Source organism: Ruegeria sp. AK11 (genome assembly GCF_056541095.1).
The window spans coordinates 887,683-903,495 of sequence record NZ_JBQFXU010000001.1; the positions used below are offsets into that span (position 1 = coordinate 887,683).

Annotated in this window: 17 protein-coding genes and 1 tRNA gene; 9 read left to right on the plus strand and 9 right to left on the minus strand. The window is 56.6% G+C overall.

The genetic code is table 11. The annotated features are described in order from the left end of the window. The 8 genes from ACR0D9_RS04485 to ACR0D9_RS04520 form a co-directional block, all read right to left on the minus strand. Nucleotides 1-1,887: an AMP-dependent synthetase/ligase gene (locus ACR0D9_RS04485; RefSeq protein ID WP_480537839.1), complete on the minus strand. Its 1,887-nt coding sequence runs from the start codon at nt 1,885-1,887 to the stop codon at nt 1-3. A 5-nt stretch (nt 1,888-1,892) separates the two neighbouring features. Then, nucleotides 1,893-2,666, minus strand: coding sequence for an ABC transporter ATP-binding protein (locus tag ACR0D9_RS04490; protein ID WP_480537840.1), 774 nt, complete (start codon nt 2,664-2,666; stop codon nt 1,893-1,895). After that, nucleotides 2,663-3,427 (minus strand): ABC transporter ATP-binding protein, encoded by a 765-nt coding sequence (locus tag ACR0D9_RS04495; RefSeq protein WP_480537842.1) that lies wholly within the window; start codon nt 3,425-3,427, stop codon nt 2,663-2,665. Before ACR0D9_RS04495 ends, ACR0D9_RS04490 begins: the two co-directional genes overlap by 4 nt. Further along, on the minus strand, nt 3,424-4,521 hold the full coding sequence (locus ACR0D9_RS04500; RefSeq protein ID WP_480537844.1) for a branched-chain amino acid ABC transporter permease: 1,098 nt from the start codon (nt 4,519-4,521) through the stop codon (nt 3,424-3,426). The genes ACR0D9_RS04495 and ACR0D9_RS04500 overlap by 4 nt, the downstream gene beginning before the upstream one ends. 3 nt (nt 4,522-4,524) lie before the next feature. Then, a complete protein-coding gene (locus tag ACR0D9_RS04505) occupies nt 4,525-5,400 on the minus strand; it encodes a branched-chain amino acid ABC transporter permease (RefSeq protein ID WP_480537846.1) in 876 nt (291 codons plus the stop codon). 75 nt (nt 5,401-5,475) lie between these two features. Continuing rightward, nucleotides 5,476-6,504, minus strand: coding sequence for an alcohol dehydrogenase catalytic domain-containing protein (locus ACR0D9_RS04510; protein WP_480537848.1), 1,029 nt, complete (start codon nt 6,502-6,504; stop codon nt 5,476-5,478). 209 nt (nt 6,505-6,713) lie between these two features. Beyond that, the gene (locus ACR0D9_RS04515; RefSeq protein WP_480485664.1) at nt 6,714-7,268 is read right to left on the minus strand and encodes a hypothetical protein; all 555 of its coding nucleotides are present in this window, start codon (nt 7,266-7,268) and stop codon (nt 6,714-6,716) included. Between the two features lie 248 nt (nt 7,269-7,516). Then, nucleotides 7,517-7,606, minus strand: a tRNA-Ser gene (locus tag ACR0D9_RS04520). Between the two features lie 123 nt (nt 7,607-7,729). Here ACR0D9_RS04520 and ACR0D9_RS04525 point away from each other — a divergent pair. The 9 genes from ACR0D9_RS04525 to ACR0D9_RS04565 all read left to right on the plus strand — a co-directional run bounded on the left by ACR0D9_RS04525 (nt 7,730) and on the right by ACR0D9_RS04565 (nt 15,187). Beyond that, nucleotides 7,730-8,572, plus strand: coding sequence for a DUF2059 domain-containing protein (locus tag ACR0D9_RS04525; protein WP_480480973.1), 843 nt, complete (start codon nt 7,730-7,732; stop codon nt 8,570-8,572). Next, the gene (locus ACR0D9_RS04530) at nt 8,572-9,375 is read left to right on the plus strand and encodes a DUF2059 domain-containing protein (RefSeq protein WP_480537849.1); all 804 of its coding nucleotides are present in this window, start codon (nt 8,572-8,574) and stop codon (nt 9,373-9,375) included. The genes ACR0D9_RS04525 and ACR0D9_RS04530 overlap by 1 nt, the downstream gene beginning before the upstream one ends. 220 nt (nt 9,376-9,595) lie before the next feature. After that, complete coding sequence (locus ACR0D9_RS04535; RefSeq protein ID WP_480480969.1) at nt 9,596-10,207, plus strand: 50S ribosomal protein L21; 612 nt, start codon at nt 9,596-9,598, stop codon at nt 10,205-10,207. Nucleotides 10,208-10,218: 11 nt separating this feature from the next. Further along, nucleotides 10,219-10,488 (plus strand): 50S ribosomal protein L27, encoded by a 270-nt coding sequence (rpmA, locus tag ACR0D9_RS04540; protein WP_050602452.1) that lies wholly within the window; start codon nt 10,219-10,221, stop codon nt 10,486-10,488. A gap of 96 nt (nt 10,489-10,584) precedes the next feature. Next, the gene (locus ACR0D9_RS04545) at nt 10,585-11,193 is read left to right on the plus strand and encodes a LysE family translocator (RefSeq protein WP_480485662.1); all 609 of its coding nucleotides are present in this window, start codon (nt 10,585-10,587) and stop codon (nt 11,191-11,193) included. Then, a complete protein-coding gene (locus ACR0D9_RS04550) occupies nt 11,190-11,726 on the plus strand; it encodes a GNAT family N-acetyltransferase (RefSeq protein ID WP_480472732.1) in 537 nt (178 codons plus the stop codon). The genes ACR0D9_RS04545 and ACR0D9_RS04550 overlap by 4 nt, the downstream gene beginning before the upstream one ends. Before the next feature lie 37 nt (nt 11,727-11,763). Continuing rightward, complete coding sequence (obgE, locus tag ACR0D9_RS04555) at nt 11,764-12,798, plus strand: GTPase ObgE (RefSeq protein WP_480537851.1); 1,035 nt, start codon at nt 11,764-11,766, stop codon at nt 12,796-12,798. Continuing rightward, nucleotides 12,786-13,892: a glutamate 5-kinase gene (gene proB / locus ACR0D9_RS04560; protein ID WP_480505190.1), complete on the plus strand. Its 1,107-nt coding sequence runs from the start codon at nt 12,786-12,788 to the stop codon at nt 13,890-13,892. Before obgE ends, proB begins: the two co-directional genes overlap by 13 nt. Nucleotides 13,893-13,924: 32 nt before the next feature. Next, the gene (locus ACR0D9_RS04565) at nt 13,925-15,187 is read left to right on the plus strand and encodes a glutamate-5-semialdehyde dehydrogenase (protein ID WP_480537853.1); all 1,263 of its coding nucleotides are present in this window, start codon (nt 13,925-13,927) and stop codon (nt 15,185-15,187) included. Here the strand turns inward: ACR0D9_RS04565 and ACR0D9_RS04570 are convergent. Further along, nucleotides 15,184-15,780, minus strand: coding sequence for a histidine phosphotransferase family protein (locus tag ACR0D9_RS04570; RefSeq protein ID WP_480537855.1), 597 nt, complete (start codon nt 15,778-15,780; stop codon nt 15,184-15,186). The genes ACR0D9_RS04565 and ACR0D9_RS04570 overlap by 4 nt on opposite strands. Nucleotides 15,781-15,813 lie beyond the last annotated feature (33 nt).

The following is a 15,813-nucleotide window of genomic DNA, read 5'->3' on the forward strand; positions in this document are numbered from 1 at the left end:
TCAAGTGTACATGTCTTCGATCAGATGCCCGTGTTTCTTTTCAACCAATCCGCGTTTCAGCTTCATCGTGGCTGTAAGCTCGTCGTCTTCAGCGGTCAGCAGGACATCAATCAGACGGAAATCCTTGATCTGCTCGACCCGCGCAAATTCTGCATTCACAGCGGCAATTTCCGAACTGATCAACTGCCTGATTTCCGGTGCTGCGCATAGCGAGGCAAAATTCGAGAAGGGGATTTTATGGCCCTGCGCGTATTTTTCGACATTTTCCTGATCAATCATGATCAGTGCCGTCAGAAATTTGCGCCTGTCCCCGATGATGATTGCATCCGCGACATAATGACTGAACTTAAGGCGGCTTTCGATCTCGGCTGGGGTGATGTTCTTACCACCTGCGGTGATGATGATATCCTTAAGGCGGCCCGTAATGGTGACATAGCCATCCTTATCTATTGACCCCATATCACCGGTACGCAGCCAGCCGTCGGCGGTAAAGGTTTCTGCGGTTTTCGCGTTGTTGCGCCAATATCCCTGAAAAATGTTCAGGCCCTTCAGTTGGATTTCGCCATCGCCCGAGATACGGATGTCGCAGCCTTCGACGGCTTTGCCTATGGTTCCGATCTTATTGCTGTCTGTGGTGTTGAGCGTGGCAAGGCCCGAAGTTTCGGTCATCCCGAACCCTTCCACCAACGGCACGCCGATGGACCAGTACCATTTCAGCAGATCAGTCGAGATTGGGGCGGCACCTGTTCCGCCTCGTCGCAGTTTGTCCAGACCCAGCATCCGGCGCAGGTTTTTCAAAACCAGCTGATCCCAGAACCAGAATCTGGTGGCGACGCCGGATGGAACTGGTTGGCCTGCGCTCAGATATCCGGCACGGCGCGCACCAGCTTTCAATGCCAAACCGAATGCCAGCCGCCCCAAAGGCGTGGCTTCCTGTGTTAGGATCTGGACATGTGAGTAGATCTTTTCCCAAACCCTTGGCACCGCTGTGAAGGTTGTCGGCGAAATCTCCTGGAGGTTTGCAAAAACAGTTTCAGGGCTTTCGGCAAAATTGACTGTGCAGCGGGCCGCCAATGGAAAATAGACCGAGACATTACGTTCCAGAATGTGACATAGAGGCAGGAAACACAGCTGTTCATCGCTGGGCAGCGCTGGCAGCGCCCGTGCCGCGGATTCGATGGCCGCCAGAATATTTTCATGGCTAAGCATTGCGCCTTTCGGCTGACCGGTTGTGCCCGACGTATAGACCAGCAAGGCAGTGTCCTGCGGTTTGGCCAATGCAATTTCCGCTTCGAAGCGCCCGGGCTCGGCCAACTCGGCCTTGTGGCCCAAGGCGAACAGCTCGTCGATCATCATGCAGCGCGGATGGTTCAGGTCATGCAGCCCTTCGTCCTCGAGGATGATCACCTTGATCAGATCGGGAACCTCGGTCTCAATTCCCAGAAACTTGTCCAGATGCTCTTCGTCCTCGACAATCAGAAACCGGCTGCCGCTGTCGTTGATCAGATACTGCAACTGACTGGCAGAATCCGTCGTGTAGACGCCAGAAGCGATACCGCCAACACCCTGAATACCCATGTCGAGCCAAGCCCATTCCTTGCGATCTTCGGACAGGATTGAAACCACATCGCCGCGTTCCAGTCCCAGCTTGCGCAAGGCCAGCCCGATCCATTTGGCATGCTGCCAGTAATCGGCCCAGGAATAGGATTTCCAGATACCCAGGTCCTTTTCGCGATGCGCCGTTCGGCTGCCCAATTCGGCACATCGGCTTTGGAACAACTCGGCAATGGTGATGCAGCCATCAACTCGTACCGGGCGCTGTCCTGCTGTTGCGTTGAACTGAACGCTGTTTATCACGACCTGAGGGGGTAGGGGCGTGGCGTCCATCCGTTTTACCTCCACGTCTTTTTCCGCTTCCAGCGGCGGCTTTCGCGTGCACCTTCTTCCTGTTTTCCAAGATAGAAGCTTTGAATATCCTCGGATTGCAAAAGCGCGTCCGCGGCACCGTCCATGACGATGCGACCCACCTCCATGACATAGCCGTGATGCGCCAGTTCCAGCGCCGCATTGGCATTCTGTTCAACCAGCAACATCGTCATATTCTGCTCTTCGTTCAAGCGCTTGAGAATGCCGAAGATCTCTTGTACCAGCAGAGGGGACAGGCCCAAAGACGGCTCATCCAGCAACATGATACGAGGTCTGGCCATCAATCCGCGCCCTATGGCCAGCATCTGTTGCTGCCCACCCGAAAGGGTTCCGGCCTCTTGCGACCGACGGCTTTTCAGAACCGGAAAATAACGAAAGACCAGCTCACGATCCTGTTCGATCTGGTCTTTGTCTTTGCGGGTGTAGGCGCCGAGGCTCAGGTTATCATCAACCGTCAGAAGTGGAAAAACTTCGCGCCCTTCCGGGATGTGAACCACCCCGCGCTGGACAACCTTGTGCGGTTCCCAGCCCTGAATGTCACCGCCGTCAAAGGTGATCGTTCCCTTTTCCGGGTCCATCACGCCAGAGATGGTTTTCATCAAGGTGGTCTTGCCCGCGCCGTTTGCGCCAAGGATCGACACGATTTTTCCTTCGTGAACATCCAGCGAAACGCCCCGAATGGCCATGATTGGGCCATAGAAACTTTCGATATTGCGGACTTGCAAGATCGGAGCGTTCATGAGGCTTTCCCCAGATAGGCCTCGATCACGGCCGGGTGCGATTGCACGTCTGCCGGTGGCCCGAGGGCCAGCTTTGCCCCATCTGCCATGGCCAGGACCCGGTCGGACACGCCCGATACCAATCCCATGTCGTGTTCGACCATCAGCACGGTAATGCCCATTTGCCGCCGGATATCGTCGATCCACCAACGCATATCGGTCGTCTCTTCCACTGACAGTCCCGAGGCCGGTTCATCCAGCAGCAGCAACTTGGGATCGGTCGCCAGGGCACGTGCAACTTCGACCACTTTGCGCACGCCGTAAGGCAGCCCGGAAATCAACTTGTCGCGATAGGCCTGCAAGTCGAGGAAATCGATGATTTTTTCAACTTTTTCCCGGTTCTCCAGCTCTTGCCGTCGAACTGCAGGGGTGAACAAAAGTTCCGAAATCAGGTTCGTAGTCCGATGCCTGTGTCGTCCGACCAAAAGGTTTTGCAGGACAGTTGCGTGTTCGAAGAGCTCGATGTTCTGGAAGGTTCTCGCCACACCAAAGGCCGCCACGCCAGACGGTTTGACCTGAAGCAGATCGTGACCATCAAACCTAATCGACCCTGAAAACGGTTCGTAAAAGCGCGAGATCAGGTTGAAGACCGTCGATTTGCCCGCGCCATTCGGCCCGACTATGGCAAAAACTTCGCCCTTCTGAACCTCGAAGGACAAATTGTCCACGGCCGTCAGACCACCAAATTTCAGGGTAACGTTTTCAAATTCCAGCAAGCTCATCTCAGACGCTCCGTCTTGAGATAAGTTTTCTGCCGTTTGAACATGTCCTTGCGATAGAAAGGAAACAGTTCGAACCAGGTGCGGATTTTCAGCCAACGGCCATAGATGCCCATGGGTTCGAAAAGGATGAAGCCGATCAGGATCATGCCAAAGATGCCGAACTCCAGCCCCGGAACGGCAACGGTGTTTCCGCCGATGATCGCGCCGACATATTCCTTTGAAATCGATAGAAACTGCGGCAAAAACCCAATCACAATCGCGCCCAGAAACGCGCCGTGGATCGAACCCAGCCCGCCAATAACGATCATCATCAGCAATTGGATCGAGATCAGGACGCTGAAGGTTTCGTTGTTAAACGCACCGGCAAACAGCCCCATTAACGCGCCGGCCCAACCTGTAACCGCACAGGACAGGGCAAATGAAATCATCTTTGTTCGCGCGATATCGATACCCATTGCCTGCGCCGAAACCTCGGAGTCGCGCACGGCAATGAAGCTGCGTCCCAAAGGGGCACGCAGCAGGTTTACGTAACCCAACGTGACCAGAATGGTGACAGACAGAACCAGCCAGAAAAAAAGATCAGGCGTCCCCCAGCGGTCAACCGTAAGGCCAAAGACCTCGACCCCGCCGATATATTTACCCGCGACACCACCAGTGATCGGCTCGGACAGAACAATGATGTCATCCATCAGGATGGACAGCGCCATGGTAAAGATCGCCAGGTAGATACCGTGAAGCCTCAGGGCAGGGACTGCGACGGTCACACCCGCGATCCCGGTCAGAATTCCGGCCAGCGAAAACGCGACCAGAAATGGCACGCCTGCCTCAATCAGGGCCACGTTGGCGTAACAGCCAAAGGCCAGAAAGGCCGCATGGCCCAAACTGACTTGCCCTGTATGTCCGGTCAGGATCATCAGACCCAGACCAGCGATGGCCCAGATCAGAACGTTTGTCAGTTCACCCAGATAGAAATCGTCGAGCGCGAAAGGCGCGGCCGCGACGACAAACAGAAGAAGCAGGTAGAGGCGCAGGTGGAACCCGTCTTTCCAGGGGCGAATATCCTGCATGTAGTCGGTTTTGAAAACGATCCGCATAGCTCAGACCTTCTTGACCCGGACCTGACTGAACAGCCCGTTTGGTCGGAAGATCAGGACGGCAAGCAGCAAAGCGTATGGCGCGACCTGGCTGTAACCTGCCGCAATGTACCGGCTGGCGAAGGGTTCGATAACACCGACAATCAGCCCTCCGGCCAATGCACCCGGCAAACTGCCGAACCCGCCGATAACGGCGGCGGCAAACGCCTTGATACCCAGCAATCCGGTTGTCGGATCCACAGCACCTTTTGCAGCAAAGAGAATTCCGGCAATTCCCGCAACGCCTCCGGCCAAAGCCCAGACCCATCCTTGAACACGCCTGACGGGAATGCCCATGTAATAAGCTGCCAGCTGGTTTTGCGAGGCGCCCTGCATCGCCAGCCCCAGTTTGGTGCGGCTGAAGAAAACATAGAGCGACCATGTCAGCAGCACCGTGACGATGATTATCGCGACATCTTCCATCCCCAGTACAAGACCGCCCATACGCACTTCTTTGCCCGCAAGCGGGTTTTGCAGCGTTTGCGGCTCGTGCCCCCAGATCAGACCGGCAATGAAACGGATCACAAAGCCCAAAGCAATGGTCAGTATGACAACGGCGGTCTGGCTTTCACCAAACAGGCGGCGAATGATCAGGCGATCCAGAAGATAACCGAGCGCCCCCATGATTCCCAATGAAACAGGCAGAGCGAGCCAGAACGGCAATCCCATATATTCGGTATTTGTCAGGCCAATGGTCACAAATGCGCCCAGCATCATGAAATCGCCCTGCGCAAAGTTCACCGCTTCGGTTGCCTTGTAGATCAATACAAAGCCAAGCGCGATCAGGCCGTAGACACACCCGTTCGCCAGCCCGCTAATCAGCAGCTGCGCATTATCCACACTGTCCTCCCTCCACCGGTTTTCCAGCGTCTTCTTCCGCCCGCGTGTATCCTCCGGCAACGCAGGTGAGTTCTACTATGGGGTGATAATCACCTTTCCGTCACTCTTTTTCAGCGCATCGGCAAGATTCGACACAAGATTTTCGAGTGTAAGGTGTTCGGAAACATCCGTTTTCCAGCGATCATCGGCAAAGCGGGCCTGAACTTCGGCCACAACCCGCATCTGGTCAGCGGGCGGTGTCGACATCATCCATTGCGTCAGCCAGAAACCTTCGATCCGTTTCCCCATGAAGATCAGCTGGCCGGTCTGAGAAAGCGTTGGCGCTTCGGTCGAAAGTTTGCCGTAGCTGACCCAGCGCGCCCGGTTGGGCATGGTGCAGAACAGTTTCTCGGACAGTTGATCCGTCAACGCATCAAGGAAGACCCGAGGTTTCAGCGTGGCGCTTATCGCGGCAAACTTCTCGACGATTTCTGAATCGGACGTCACAAGCACTTCGGCTGCTCCAAGACTTTTCAGCATATCGACTGTCTCGGCCCGACGCACCAGCGCGATGGGTTTCAACCCCAGATCACGCCCGAGGCTGCACATCAGTTTTCCCAGTTGACTGGACGCTGCGGATATCACAAATGCATCGCCGTCTTCCCTTGCCATATCCACCATCGCCATCGCGGTGAGAGGGTTGACGATTTGCGCGGCCCCGTCATCATCTGAAATATCCGGACGCAAGGGAATACACATTTGCATCTGCGTCACGATGTATTCCGCCCAGGCACCGGAACCTGCGGCCACGAAAGCGACACGCTGTCCCTTCAGCGCCTCGGCACCTTTTCCGGTTGCAACGACGTCGCCACAGCCTTCGAAACCGGCCGCGGCACCTTTGACGCGCGGCTGACCGTATTCACCCTTGATGAAGTGGAGGTCGGATGGATTGACCGACGACGCGCGCAGGCGGATCAAAACCTGACCGGGGCCGGGATTGGGAACGGGCAGCTCTGCTGCTTCAAGCCAGTCTGCTGCATCCTCGATAACCGGTCCGGTCGAAGTGGCCGAGTACCCGCCGTGTTTCAGGATGGCAGCTTTCATTGTTTGGGGCAGGTCAGTCATGGGATCATCCTCAAGATGGCTTGTTCAATGCGCACACCCCCTTAAACAGGAGATTGCCAACGGGCGACCTCGGGGTGAGGATGTGTTGTCGGGGCAGCCAATCAAAAGCCGAACACTGGGTCAATTCAGAGAAACGATAACGTAAGGGCACGACTGGAAAATTGGCGTGCGGGGTAGGGGCCGGAAACTGGCAACCGGCCCCTTCTTTGTTACTGCTGCGTCAACAGCGCGGTCAGTTCCTGAATCTTCAAGGCGATGGTTTCAGGCGACTCTTTAATGTCATTTACAATCTTGATCGCCTGTTCTTTCAGATCCGTGGCCAATGTGCTGTCCTGAATCGAGCTCATGATACCTTCATAGTCGAAATTGGTGGGGTCCAGCTTGCCTTCCTGAATCCAGGAGCTCAGCAATTCCTGTCCCTGACCCGCCAGCGCCGCCACCTGATCACCGGCTTGCTGTGCTGCCTCGGATGCTTGTTCCGCAACAGACGAAGCTGCCTCACTGGCTTGGTCGGCAACCGACGATGCGGCTTCCTGCGCCTGTTCGGTCAAGGATGAAGCTGCCTCGCTGGCCTGTTCTGTTGCACCTTCCAGCGCATCAGACGCAGCTTCCTGAGCGGTTGACGCGGCATCAGCCACTGCATCGCCCGCCTCCTGCGTTGCGGATTGCACTTGTTCAGCCGGGGTTTGTTCGGACTGGTTGAGATAGTAGTAACCACCAACACCGACAGCGGCGATGATGAGGAGGATGAGAATACGCGACATGTGTGTCTCCTTTGGAAAATGTGTCGCCGGGATGCGTTAAATGTAGCGGATATACAAAGGGGAATTCCTGTGAATTCTCAGCAGAATACAGGTTTGGGCCGTGCTACGCTGATTGCACCAGATTTCACGGCAAGAACACGCCGGGTGACCCAGGCCACTATAGTTTCTTACAGCGGACCACTTGCAATTTGTTGAGAACCCAAATCAGACCGGAAGACGTTTTCTGACGGCCTTCGATATTGGGAATGTGGCGGAGAGACAGGGATTCGAACCCTGGGTGGGCTTGCACCCACAACGGTTTTCGAGACCGCCCCGTTCGACCACTCCGGCACCTCTCCGCGGGGGTCTGTGAGGGGGGGATTTAGTCAGGAACGAACGGGGGCGCAAGCAGAAAATTCCGGAAATCGTGATTGCCGGGATTTTCCGTTGCCTGCCAGCGCAAAACACCTACTCTGAAAGGTATGACACAGTTTGCACGCCGCATCGCCTTTTGGTTTCTCGCCTCGTTTCTGGCACTCGTTCTGGTTCCTCCTGAGCTTTCCGCAGCGAACCGGGATCGGATTGAGGCTTTTCTGATCACAACGGGCTTTGACGTAGCTCTTGAAAGCATCGCCCTGAGTTCACGGTCCGCGCCGCAGATGTTGGGTGTCGACCCCGAGGGGTTCGGTTCGGACTGGTCTCGTTTGACGGACGAGGTTTTTGAAGTCGGTGCAATGCACGACACCGCGGTGTCCATTTTGGAGCAGACCCTAAGCGACGAGGCCCTTTTACACGCGGTGGAGTTTTACGCGTCTGATCTGGGGCAGCGTCTGGTCGAGGCCGAAAATGCCTCACACATGCAAGAAGACGATGACGTCAAGCAATTGGCAGGCCAAAGGATCATCTCTGACCTGATCAAAAGCGGATCGAAACGGGTCGAAAGTTTTAAACGCATGAACACGGCGATCGATTCCACAGGTACGGCGTTGCGTGCCTTGCAGGAAATTCAGGTGCGCTTCCTGCTGGCGGCCAGCGCATCGGGCGTCATCGAGTTGCAGCTGAACGGAGATGAACTGCGTGAATTGATCAAGCGAAATGAACCGGCAATGCGTCAGTCACTGCAACTTTCTAATCTGGCGGGTGCGGCCTACACCTATCAGGATTTTTCCGACGCTGATGTGGATACTTATGTTGACGCGCTGGAACAGCCGCTGATGCAGGAAGTCTACGAGCTGTTGAACGCCATCCAATATGAGATCATGGCCATGAGGTTCGAGGTTCTGGCGGCGCGGATGGCCGAATTGCACCCGGCACAGGACATTTGATGCAGCGCGCTATTCTGGCATTTGTGGTCGCCTTGTGTTGGGCACTGCCGCTTTATGCCGATGGAAAAGTCGATCGATTGGCAAAAGCCATGCGTCTGACACAGGTGATGGAAATCCTTGTTCACGAGGGGCAGGGCCACCGCGAGACTCTTGACGATACTTTTTTGGACAACAAGGGCGGCGCTTTTTTCGAGTCGCAGGTCAATCGTATCTACGATCCACTTTGGATGCGGCAACACATGACGAACGCCTTCAAAGATGGTTTGTCCGATGTTCAGCTTGATCAGGCCATCTTGTTTTTTGAAAGCGATCTTGGCCAGACCATCGTAACACTGGAAAACTCGGCCCGGCGCGCCCTGTCGGATCAGGCAATCGAAGACATGGCCCGAGAAGCCTACAAATCCGCAGAACGCAGCACCGCTCAGTTTGCTTTGGTCAAGGAATATATCGAGGCAAATGACCTGATCGAAAAGAATGTTCAGGGGGCATTGACGTCTGACTACAGCTTCTTTCAGGGACTTGATATTGATGCGCGGACCGATGATCAGGAACTGCTGGCAGAGCTTTTGTTGCAGAAAGACAGCCGGGCCGAGGACACCGAAGAGTGGCTTTTCTCGTTTCTTCTTATGGCCTACCGCCCGTTGGACGAGGCTCAGATGCGCGAAAATATCGCGTTTTCCAGAACCGAGACGGGACAGGCCCTGAATGACGCCGTGTTTGACGGCTTTGATCGCATGTTCAATGATATTTCCTATCGCCTGGGGCAGGCGGTTGGACAGGCGCTGAGGGCGTCCGATCTTTGACGCCGCTTTGGTGTTGACTTTTACCTGTAATCTATGGATAAGCGCGCATCCCGGCCGGTTTTCCGCGCCGGGCATCGTTATTATTTGGCCCTCATGACGTTGTCAGGGGCCATTCACACAGCCCGAAAAGGGGCGCGCTGTTCGAGGTGGCTTTCAAGTTTCTTGGGGCCAAAACACCCAGCCGGGGACCACAGAACGCGGGTTAGAAAAGGAAAGACGCATGTTTGCGGTCCTCAAGACTGGCGGCAAGCAGTACAAGGTTCAGGCGGGCGATATCCTCCGCGTTGAAAAACTGGCTGCCGACGCAGGTGAAAAAGTTCAATTCAACGATGTTCTGATGCTGGGCGGTGACGCTCCGGTCGTTGGCGCACCTTTCGTTGCAGGCGCAGGCGTTCAGGCCGAAGTGATCGAACAGATCAAAGGTGACAAGGTCATCAAGTTCGTCAAACGCCGTCGTAAGCACAGCTCGAAGCGTACCGTTGGCCACCGTCAGAAACTGACACTGGTCAAAATCACCGACATTCTTGCGTCGGGCGCCGACAAATCGGGCATCAAAGCTGCAACCGGTTCCGCTCCGGCTGGCGAGGCGGCACCCGCTGCAAAGCCTGCCAAGAAAGCCGAAGCCAAGGCTGAAGCACCCGCTGCTGCCGCTGCTGACGATCTGACCCAACTGAACGGTGTCGGCCCTGCCGCCGCCAAGAAGCTGGTTGAGGCCGGTATCGAGAGCTTTGCCGCTCTGGCCGCCTTGTCGGATGAGCAGATTGCTGCTATCGAAACGGTCAAAGTGAAACCCGAATGGGTTGAGCAAGCCAAAGAATTGGCTAAAGGCTAAGGAGAGAGAGAATGGCACATAAAAAAGCTGGCGGTTCCTCCCGTAACGGTCGCGACTCAGCTGGTCGTCGCCTTGGCGTAAAACTGTATGGTGGCCAGGCCGCTATCGCAGGCAACATCATCGTGCGTCAGCGCGGCACCAAGTTCTGGCCGGGTGAAGGCGTAGGCATTGGCAAAGATCACACCATCTTTGCAACTGTCGATGGCGCCGTGAAGTTCCACAAGGGACTTAAAAACCGCACCTTTATTTCGGTCCTGCCAGTGGCGGAGGCCGCAGAGTAAGCCGAGACCCAGAAGGTTTAAGAAAAATTCATGGGGGACCGGCACAAAGTGCCGGTCCCCTTTCTCGTTTTAACGCAGTCGTGACCGAAAGAACCGATGACAGTCGCAACCACCAGTTTCCTGATCTTTGCCGCCTCTCAGGTCGGTACGCCGGGGCCGGCCAACATGGTCCTGCTGGGAACGGGTGCGCGCTATGGGTTTCGTGCCGCATTACCTTTTGTGGCCGGTGTCGTGCTTGGTAAGCAGCTGATTATCTGGCCCGTGGGCTTTGGTTTGCTGCAACTGGCGGAACAGGTTCCGACGGCCTTTGCGGCGCTGAAATATGCTTCGGCTGCATATATTTGCTGGCTGGCGTGGAAGATCGCGAATTTGCGACTGTCGCGCGAAACTGCGGTTGGTGATGTTCCGGGATTCTGGGCGGGGTTGATCGTGCATCCGCTGAATCCAAAAGCCTGGGCCATGATTGTTGCAGGTTTTACGGGCTTTGTCGCGGCGGGGACGTCCAGCTTTGACGCAACGCTCACGATCGCTCTTAGTTTGTTGATCTGCCAGATTTTTTTGCACCCGATCTGGACTTTTGCGGGGGATAGAATCGCGCATGCGGTTGAAGGTCGCCCGGCGGAAAAATATCTGATGTGGACGTTGGCGGGTCTTACGGTCGCGTCCGTACTATTCGTGTTGTTCGGAGGAGGAACACACCAATGAAGCTTGAGACAATAATAAATCAGCCGGTCATTGAAACCGAGCGGTTCGACCTGCGCCCCCTGCGCCGGTCGGATATGGGCCTTATCGAGCATTACGCAGGTGATGAGCGCGTGGCGCGGATGACCACCAGTATTGCACATCCACTGGCCCCCGGTTCGATCGAAGCCTTTGTAACCCGTTCGATGGCTGACAACCGGGACGAGGACGTCTGGGTCATGGATGCCACCAAGGACGGTGGCCCGGAACTGATCGGTGTGATTTCGCTGAAACGGCTTGATCGGAATCAGTCTGAAGTCGGCTATTGGGTCGCGCCGATCTATTGGAACACGGGCATTGCCTCGATGGCTGTGGAAGCGCTTGTTAACGCCAACCCGCTGGAAAACGCGACGATGTTTGCCAGTGTGTTTCAGGATAATCCGGCCTCGGCCCGGGTCCTGACCCATTGCGGGTTCCAGTATCTGGGCGATGCGGAAAGCTATTCGGTGGCGCGCGATGCGAATGTGCCCACCTGGACATACAGTAAAAAACTCTGACTTGTGGCCGATGGGGCCTTTGCAGTAGGGGACACACATGAAATTTCTCGATCTCGCAAAGGTCTACATCCGGTCCGGGGCCGGCGGTAGCGGCTGCGTCAGCTTCAGACGCGAAAAGTTTATCGAATACGGCGGCCCCGATGGCGGGGACGGCGGCAAAGGCGGGTCTGTCTGGGCCGAAGTTGTGGATGGGCTGAACACCCTGATCGACTTCCGCTATCAGCAACACTTCTTCGCCAAAAACGGGCAACCGGGCCGGGGGCAGCAACGCACCGGCAAGGATGGGGACGATATCGTTCTGCGTGTTCCGGTTGGCACTGAAATCCTGGACGAAGACGAAGAAACCGTCATCTGCGACCTGACCGAAGTCGGGCAACGCGTTCTGCTGGCCAAGGGCGGCAATGGCGGCTTTGGCAACCTGCATTTCAAGTCCGCCACCAATCAGGCCCCGCGCCGCGCCAATTCGGGGCAGGCGGGGATTGACCGCACAATCTGGCTGCGGCTCAAGCTGATCGCCGATGTGGGTCTTTTGGGTATGCCGAATGCAGGCAAGTCGACCTTTCTGGCGGCCACGTCGAATGCGCGGCCCAAGATTGCCGACTATCCGTTTACCACGCTGCACCCCAATCTTGGCGTTGTCGGCGTGGACAACGTCGAATTTGTTGTGGCCGATATCCCGGGCCTGATCGAAGGTGCTCATGAAGGCCGTGGCATTGGTGACCGTTTTCTGGGTCACGTGGAACGCTGTGCCGTGTTGTTGCATCTGGTCGACGGCACCTCTGCGACGGTCGCCGATGATTACCGCACGATCATTCACGAGCTAGAAGCCTATGGCGGTGAACTGGCTGAAAAGCCCCGGATCACTGTTCTGAACAAGATCGACGCGCTGGATGACGAAGAACGTGCCCTTGCCGTCGCTGAGCTTGAGGAGGCCGTGGGCGGCACTGTCATGACCATGTCCGGTGTGGCACATCTGGGTGTAACCGAAGTTCTGCGGGCGCTGCGCAGCCAGATTGACGACAACCGTGTGCGTCAGAAACCCGCTGAGGAGGCACAGCCTTGGCAACCCTGACCTCGGCACGCCGTTTGGTGGTAAAAATCGGGTCGGCTTTGCTGGTTGATCGCGACACCGGCCTGCTGCGGTCTGACTGGCTGCTGTCGTTGGCGCAGGATGTTTCCTGGCTCAAGGGGCAGGGGAAAGATGTAATCCTTGTTTCGTCCGGTTCGATTGCACTGGGTCGCGGCGTTCTGGGCCTGCCGATGGCGGCACTGCCCTTGGAACAGTCACAGGCAGCTGCTGCGGTTGGGCAAATCCGGCTTGCACGCGCTTATGAAGAAGCGTTGGCACCCCATGGGATCACCACGGCGCAGGTTCTGGTGACGCTTGAAGACAGCGAAGATCGCCGCAGGTATCTGAACTCACGCGCAACCTTGGAAACTCTGCTTGGGTTGGGCGTCGTTCCGATCGTCAATGAAAACGACACGGTTGCAACGGACGAAATCCGGTATGGCGACAATGACCGTCTGGCCGCGCAAATCGCCGTGACAGTAGGGGCCGACCAACTGATTCTGCTGTCGGATGTGGATGGCTTCTATTCGGGCAATCCTAAGGAAGACACTTCGGCGAAGCGCTTCGAGACAATCGACAGGATCACACCCCAGATTGAAGCCATGGCCGGTGATGCGGGCTCGGGCCTGTCAAAAGGCGGGATGAAAACAAAACTGTTGGCGGCCAAGATGGCAACCGCGGGCGGTTGCGCCATGGCGATTACCGAAGGGTCGGTTCTGAACCCTCTGAAAACGCTTGAAAACGGTGCCAATTCCACATGGTTTACCGCGACATTGGATCCACACGCAGCCCGCAAACGATGGATTTCGGCGATGAAACCTCGGGGTGAGATTACCGTGGACGAGGGGGCGGCCAAGGCACTGGCCAATGGCAAAAGCCTGCTCCCTGCCGGGATTGTGGAAGTGACCGGAGATTTCGGTCGCGGCGATCCTGTCGCCGTCCTTGATCTGGAATCCCGCCGTCTGGCTCAGGGGATAAGCCGGTATACGGCGCAGGAAGCCGATGCGATCAAGGGGCGTAAGTCTTCTGAGATTGAAGCGACGCTGGGCTATCCCGGCCGCGCAGCCCTCATCCACCGGGACGACCTCGCCCTTTAACTTTCAATAAGATGATCTGAAAGGCACGCGATATGAAAGACTTCGACAGCATTCCTGCTCTGATGGAAGATCTTGGGAAACGTGCCAAAGCCGCTTCGCGTGAACTGGCTTTCGCAACAGCTGAACGAAAGCACGCAGCGCTGATTGCAGCCGCAGATGCGGTTTGGGCCAATCGGGCACGGATCATCGAAGCCAATCAAAAAGATCTGGAATTCGGCCGCGACAAGGGTCTGAGCCCCGCAATGATGGATCGCCTGATGCTTGATGAGGCGCGTGTTCAGGGCATGGTGGACGGGCTGAGAACCGTCGCGGAGCAGGCCGACCCGGTGGGTGAGGTTCTGTCTGAGTGGAATATGCCCACGGGCCTTAACATCCAGCGCGTCCGGACACCGTTGGGGGTTATTGGCGTGATCTACGAAAGCCGACCCAACGTGACTGCGGATGCCGGGGCGCTGTGCCTGAAATCGGGCAATGCGGTAATCCTGCGTGGCGGATCCGAAAGCTTTCATTCCTCAACCGCGATCCATGCCTGTCTGGTCGAAGGGCTGAAGGCCGCGAACCTGCCTGAAGACGCCATTCAACTTGTGCCCACACGCGACCGCGCCGCGGTGCAGGAGCTGCTGACGCTGACCGACTATGTCGACGTCATCGTTCCACGCGGAGGCAAGGGACTGGTGGGCCTTGTACAACGAGAGGCCCGTGTGCCGGTCTTTGCCCATCTCGAAGGCATCGTGCACATTTACATCGACAAGGCTGCTGATCCGCAGAAAACGCTGGAAGTGGTACTGAATGCCAAGACTCGCCGCACTGGTATTTGCGGAGCCGCTGAATGCTTGCTGGTTCATCAGGATATCGCCGACACACTGGGGCGTGACGTGGTTGCGGCACTGGTCCAGTCAGGCGTCGAGGTTCACGCCGACGGTGTCCTCGCTGGGGAGGGTACAGTTGCTGCTACGGCGGAAGACTGGGGAAAAGAGTTCCTCGACAGCGTGATCGCGGCGAAGCCCGTTGCCGATATTGATGCCGCGATTGCTCATATTCAGCAATACGGCTCGAACCACACCGATTGCATCATGACCGAGGATGACGCAGCAGCGGCCCGTTTCTTTGAGCGTCTGGACAGCGCAATCCTGATGCACAATGCCTCGACTCAGTTTGCGGATGGTGGCGAGTTTGGCATGGGGGCAGAAATCGGAATCGCGACGGGCAAGATGCACGCGCGCGGACCGGTTGGGGCGGCGCAATTGACCAGTTTCAAATATCTCGTGCGCGGGAACGGAACGATCCGGGCTTAAAACCGAAGTGACACGCGGGTTGCCGAGGTTTCAACGGCAATCCGCCGACCCATCGCAGCTGCCGTTTCAGGCAGCAACGCGAACTGAACGTGCGCGGGCGTGATCTTGGTGGGAAACCGACCTGTCACGACGTTCTTCCAAAGATCACCATCGACATTCAACCGGTCTGCAACCCCGGTCACTATCCAATTGTTGCCCTGATTGACGATTTCGACTGCGCCGCCCAGCGGCATGGCACTTTCGCAGCACATAAGCGCCAGAAAGGCCAGTTTGACCTGATTACGCGGCACTGGCCCGGTCAGGTTCCAGTTGACCCGTATCCGCCCGGCACGCTCGATATCTTTCAGCAGTTCGGTTACTTCGGTCCGACCAAGCGGCTGATCACTGGCCGAGCCAAAGGCAACGCGGAAAAAGCGAATACGTGCCCCGGCACTTCCGACACTGCCCGAGATCAGTTCCATCTCGGGGCCCTGTACGGCGCCCACCATATCCAACAGCTCAAGCCCGTTGGTGATCGCCCCGATCGGGCTGATCAGATCATGGCAAATCCGCGAACCGATCAATTCGGCCAGGTTGACGTTGCTCTCGCCCATGCGTACCTCCGACTGTATCTGCCGCACGTCCCG

What these genes read in the sequence shown, in the direction of transcription:
- ACR0D9_RS04485 (WP_480537839.1), bottom strand. Translation starts at nt 1,887, where the DNA reads ATGGACGCCACGCCCCTACCCCCTCAGGTCGTGATAAACAGCGTTCAG.
- ACR0D9_RS04490 (WP_480537840.1), bottom strand. Translation starts at nt 2,666, where the DNA reads ATGAACGCTCCGATCTTGCAAGTCCGCAATATCGAAAGTTTCTATGGC.
- ACR0D9_RS04495 (WP_480537842.1), bottom strand. Translation starts at nt 3,427, where the DNA reads ATGAGCTTGCTGGAATTTGAAAACGTTACCCTGAAATTTGGTGGTCTG.
- ACR0D9_RS04500 (WP_480537844.1), bottom strand. Translation starts at nt 4,521, where the DNA reads ATGCGGATCGTTTTCAAAACCGACTACATGCAGGATATTCGCCCCTGG.
- ACR0D9_RS04510 (WP_480537848.1), bottom strand. Translation starts at nt 6,504, where the DNA reads ATGACTGACCTGCCCCAAACAATGAAAGCTGCCATCCTGAAACACGGC.
- ACR0D9_RS04515 (WP_480485664.1), bottom strand. Translation starts at nt 7,268, where the DNA reads ATGTCGCGTATTCTCATCCTCCTCATCATCGCCGCTGTCGGTGTTGGT.
- ACR0D9_RS04525 (WP_480480973.1), top strand. Translation starts at nt 7,730, where the DNA reads ATGACACAGTTTGCACGCCGCATCGCCTTTTGGTTTCTCGCCTCGTTT.
- ACR0D9_RS04530 (WP_480537849.1), top strand. Translation starts at nt 8,572, where the DNA reads ATGCAGCGCGCTATTCTGGCATTTGTGGTCGCCTTGTGTTGGGCACTG.
- ACR0D9_RS04535 (WP_480480969.1), top strand. Translation starts at nt 9,596, where the DNA reads ATGTTTGCGGTCCTCAAGACTGGCGGCAAGCAGTACAAGGTTCAGGCG.
- rpmA (WP_050602452.1), top strand. Translation starts at nt 10,219, where the DNA reads ATGGCACATAAAAAAGCTGGCGGTTCCTCCCGTAACGGTCGCGACTCA.
- ACR0D9_RS04545 (WP_480485662.1), top strand. Translation starts at nt 10,585, where the DNA reads ATGACAGTCGCAACCACCAGTTTCCTGATCTTTGCCGCCTCTCAGGTC.
- ACR0D9_RS04550 (WP_480472732.1), top strand. Translation starts at nt 11,190, where the DNA reads ATGAAGCTTGAGACAATAATAAATCAGCCGGTCATTGAAACCGAGCGG.
- obgE (WP_480537851.1), top strand. Translation starts at nt 11,764, where the DNA reads ATGAAATTTCTCGATCTCGCAAAGGTCTACATCCGGTCCGGGGCCGGC.
- ACR0D9_RS04565 (WP_480537853.1), top strand. Translation starts at nt 13,925, where the DNA reads ATGAAAGACTTCGACAGCATTCCTGCTCTGATGGAAGATCTTGGGAAA.
- ACR0D9_RS04570 (WP_480537855.1), bottom strand. Translation starts at nt 15,780, where the DNA reads ATGGGCGAGAGCAACGTCAACCTGGCCGAATTGATCGGTTCGCGGATT.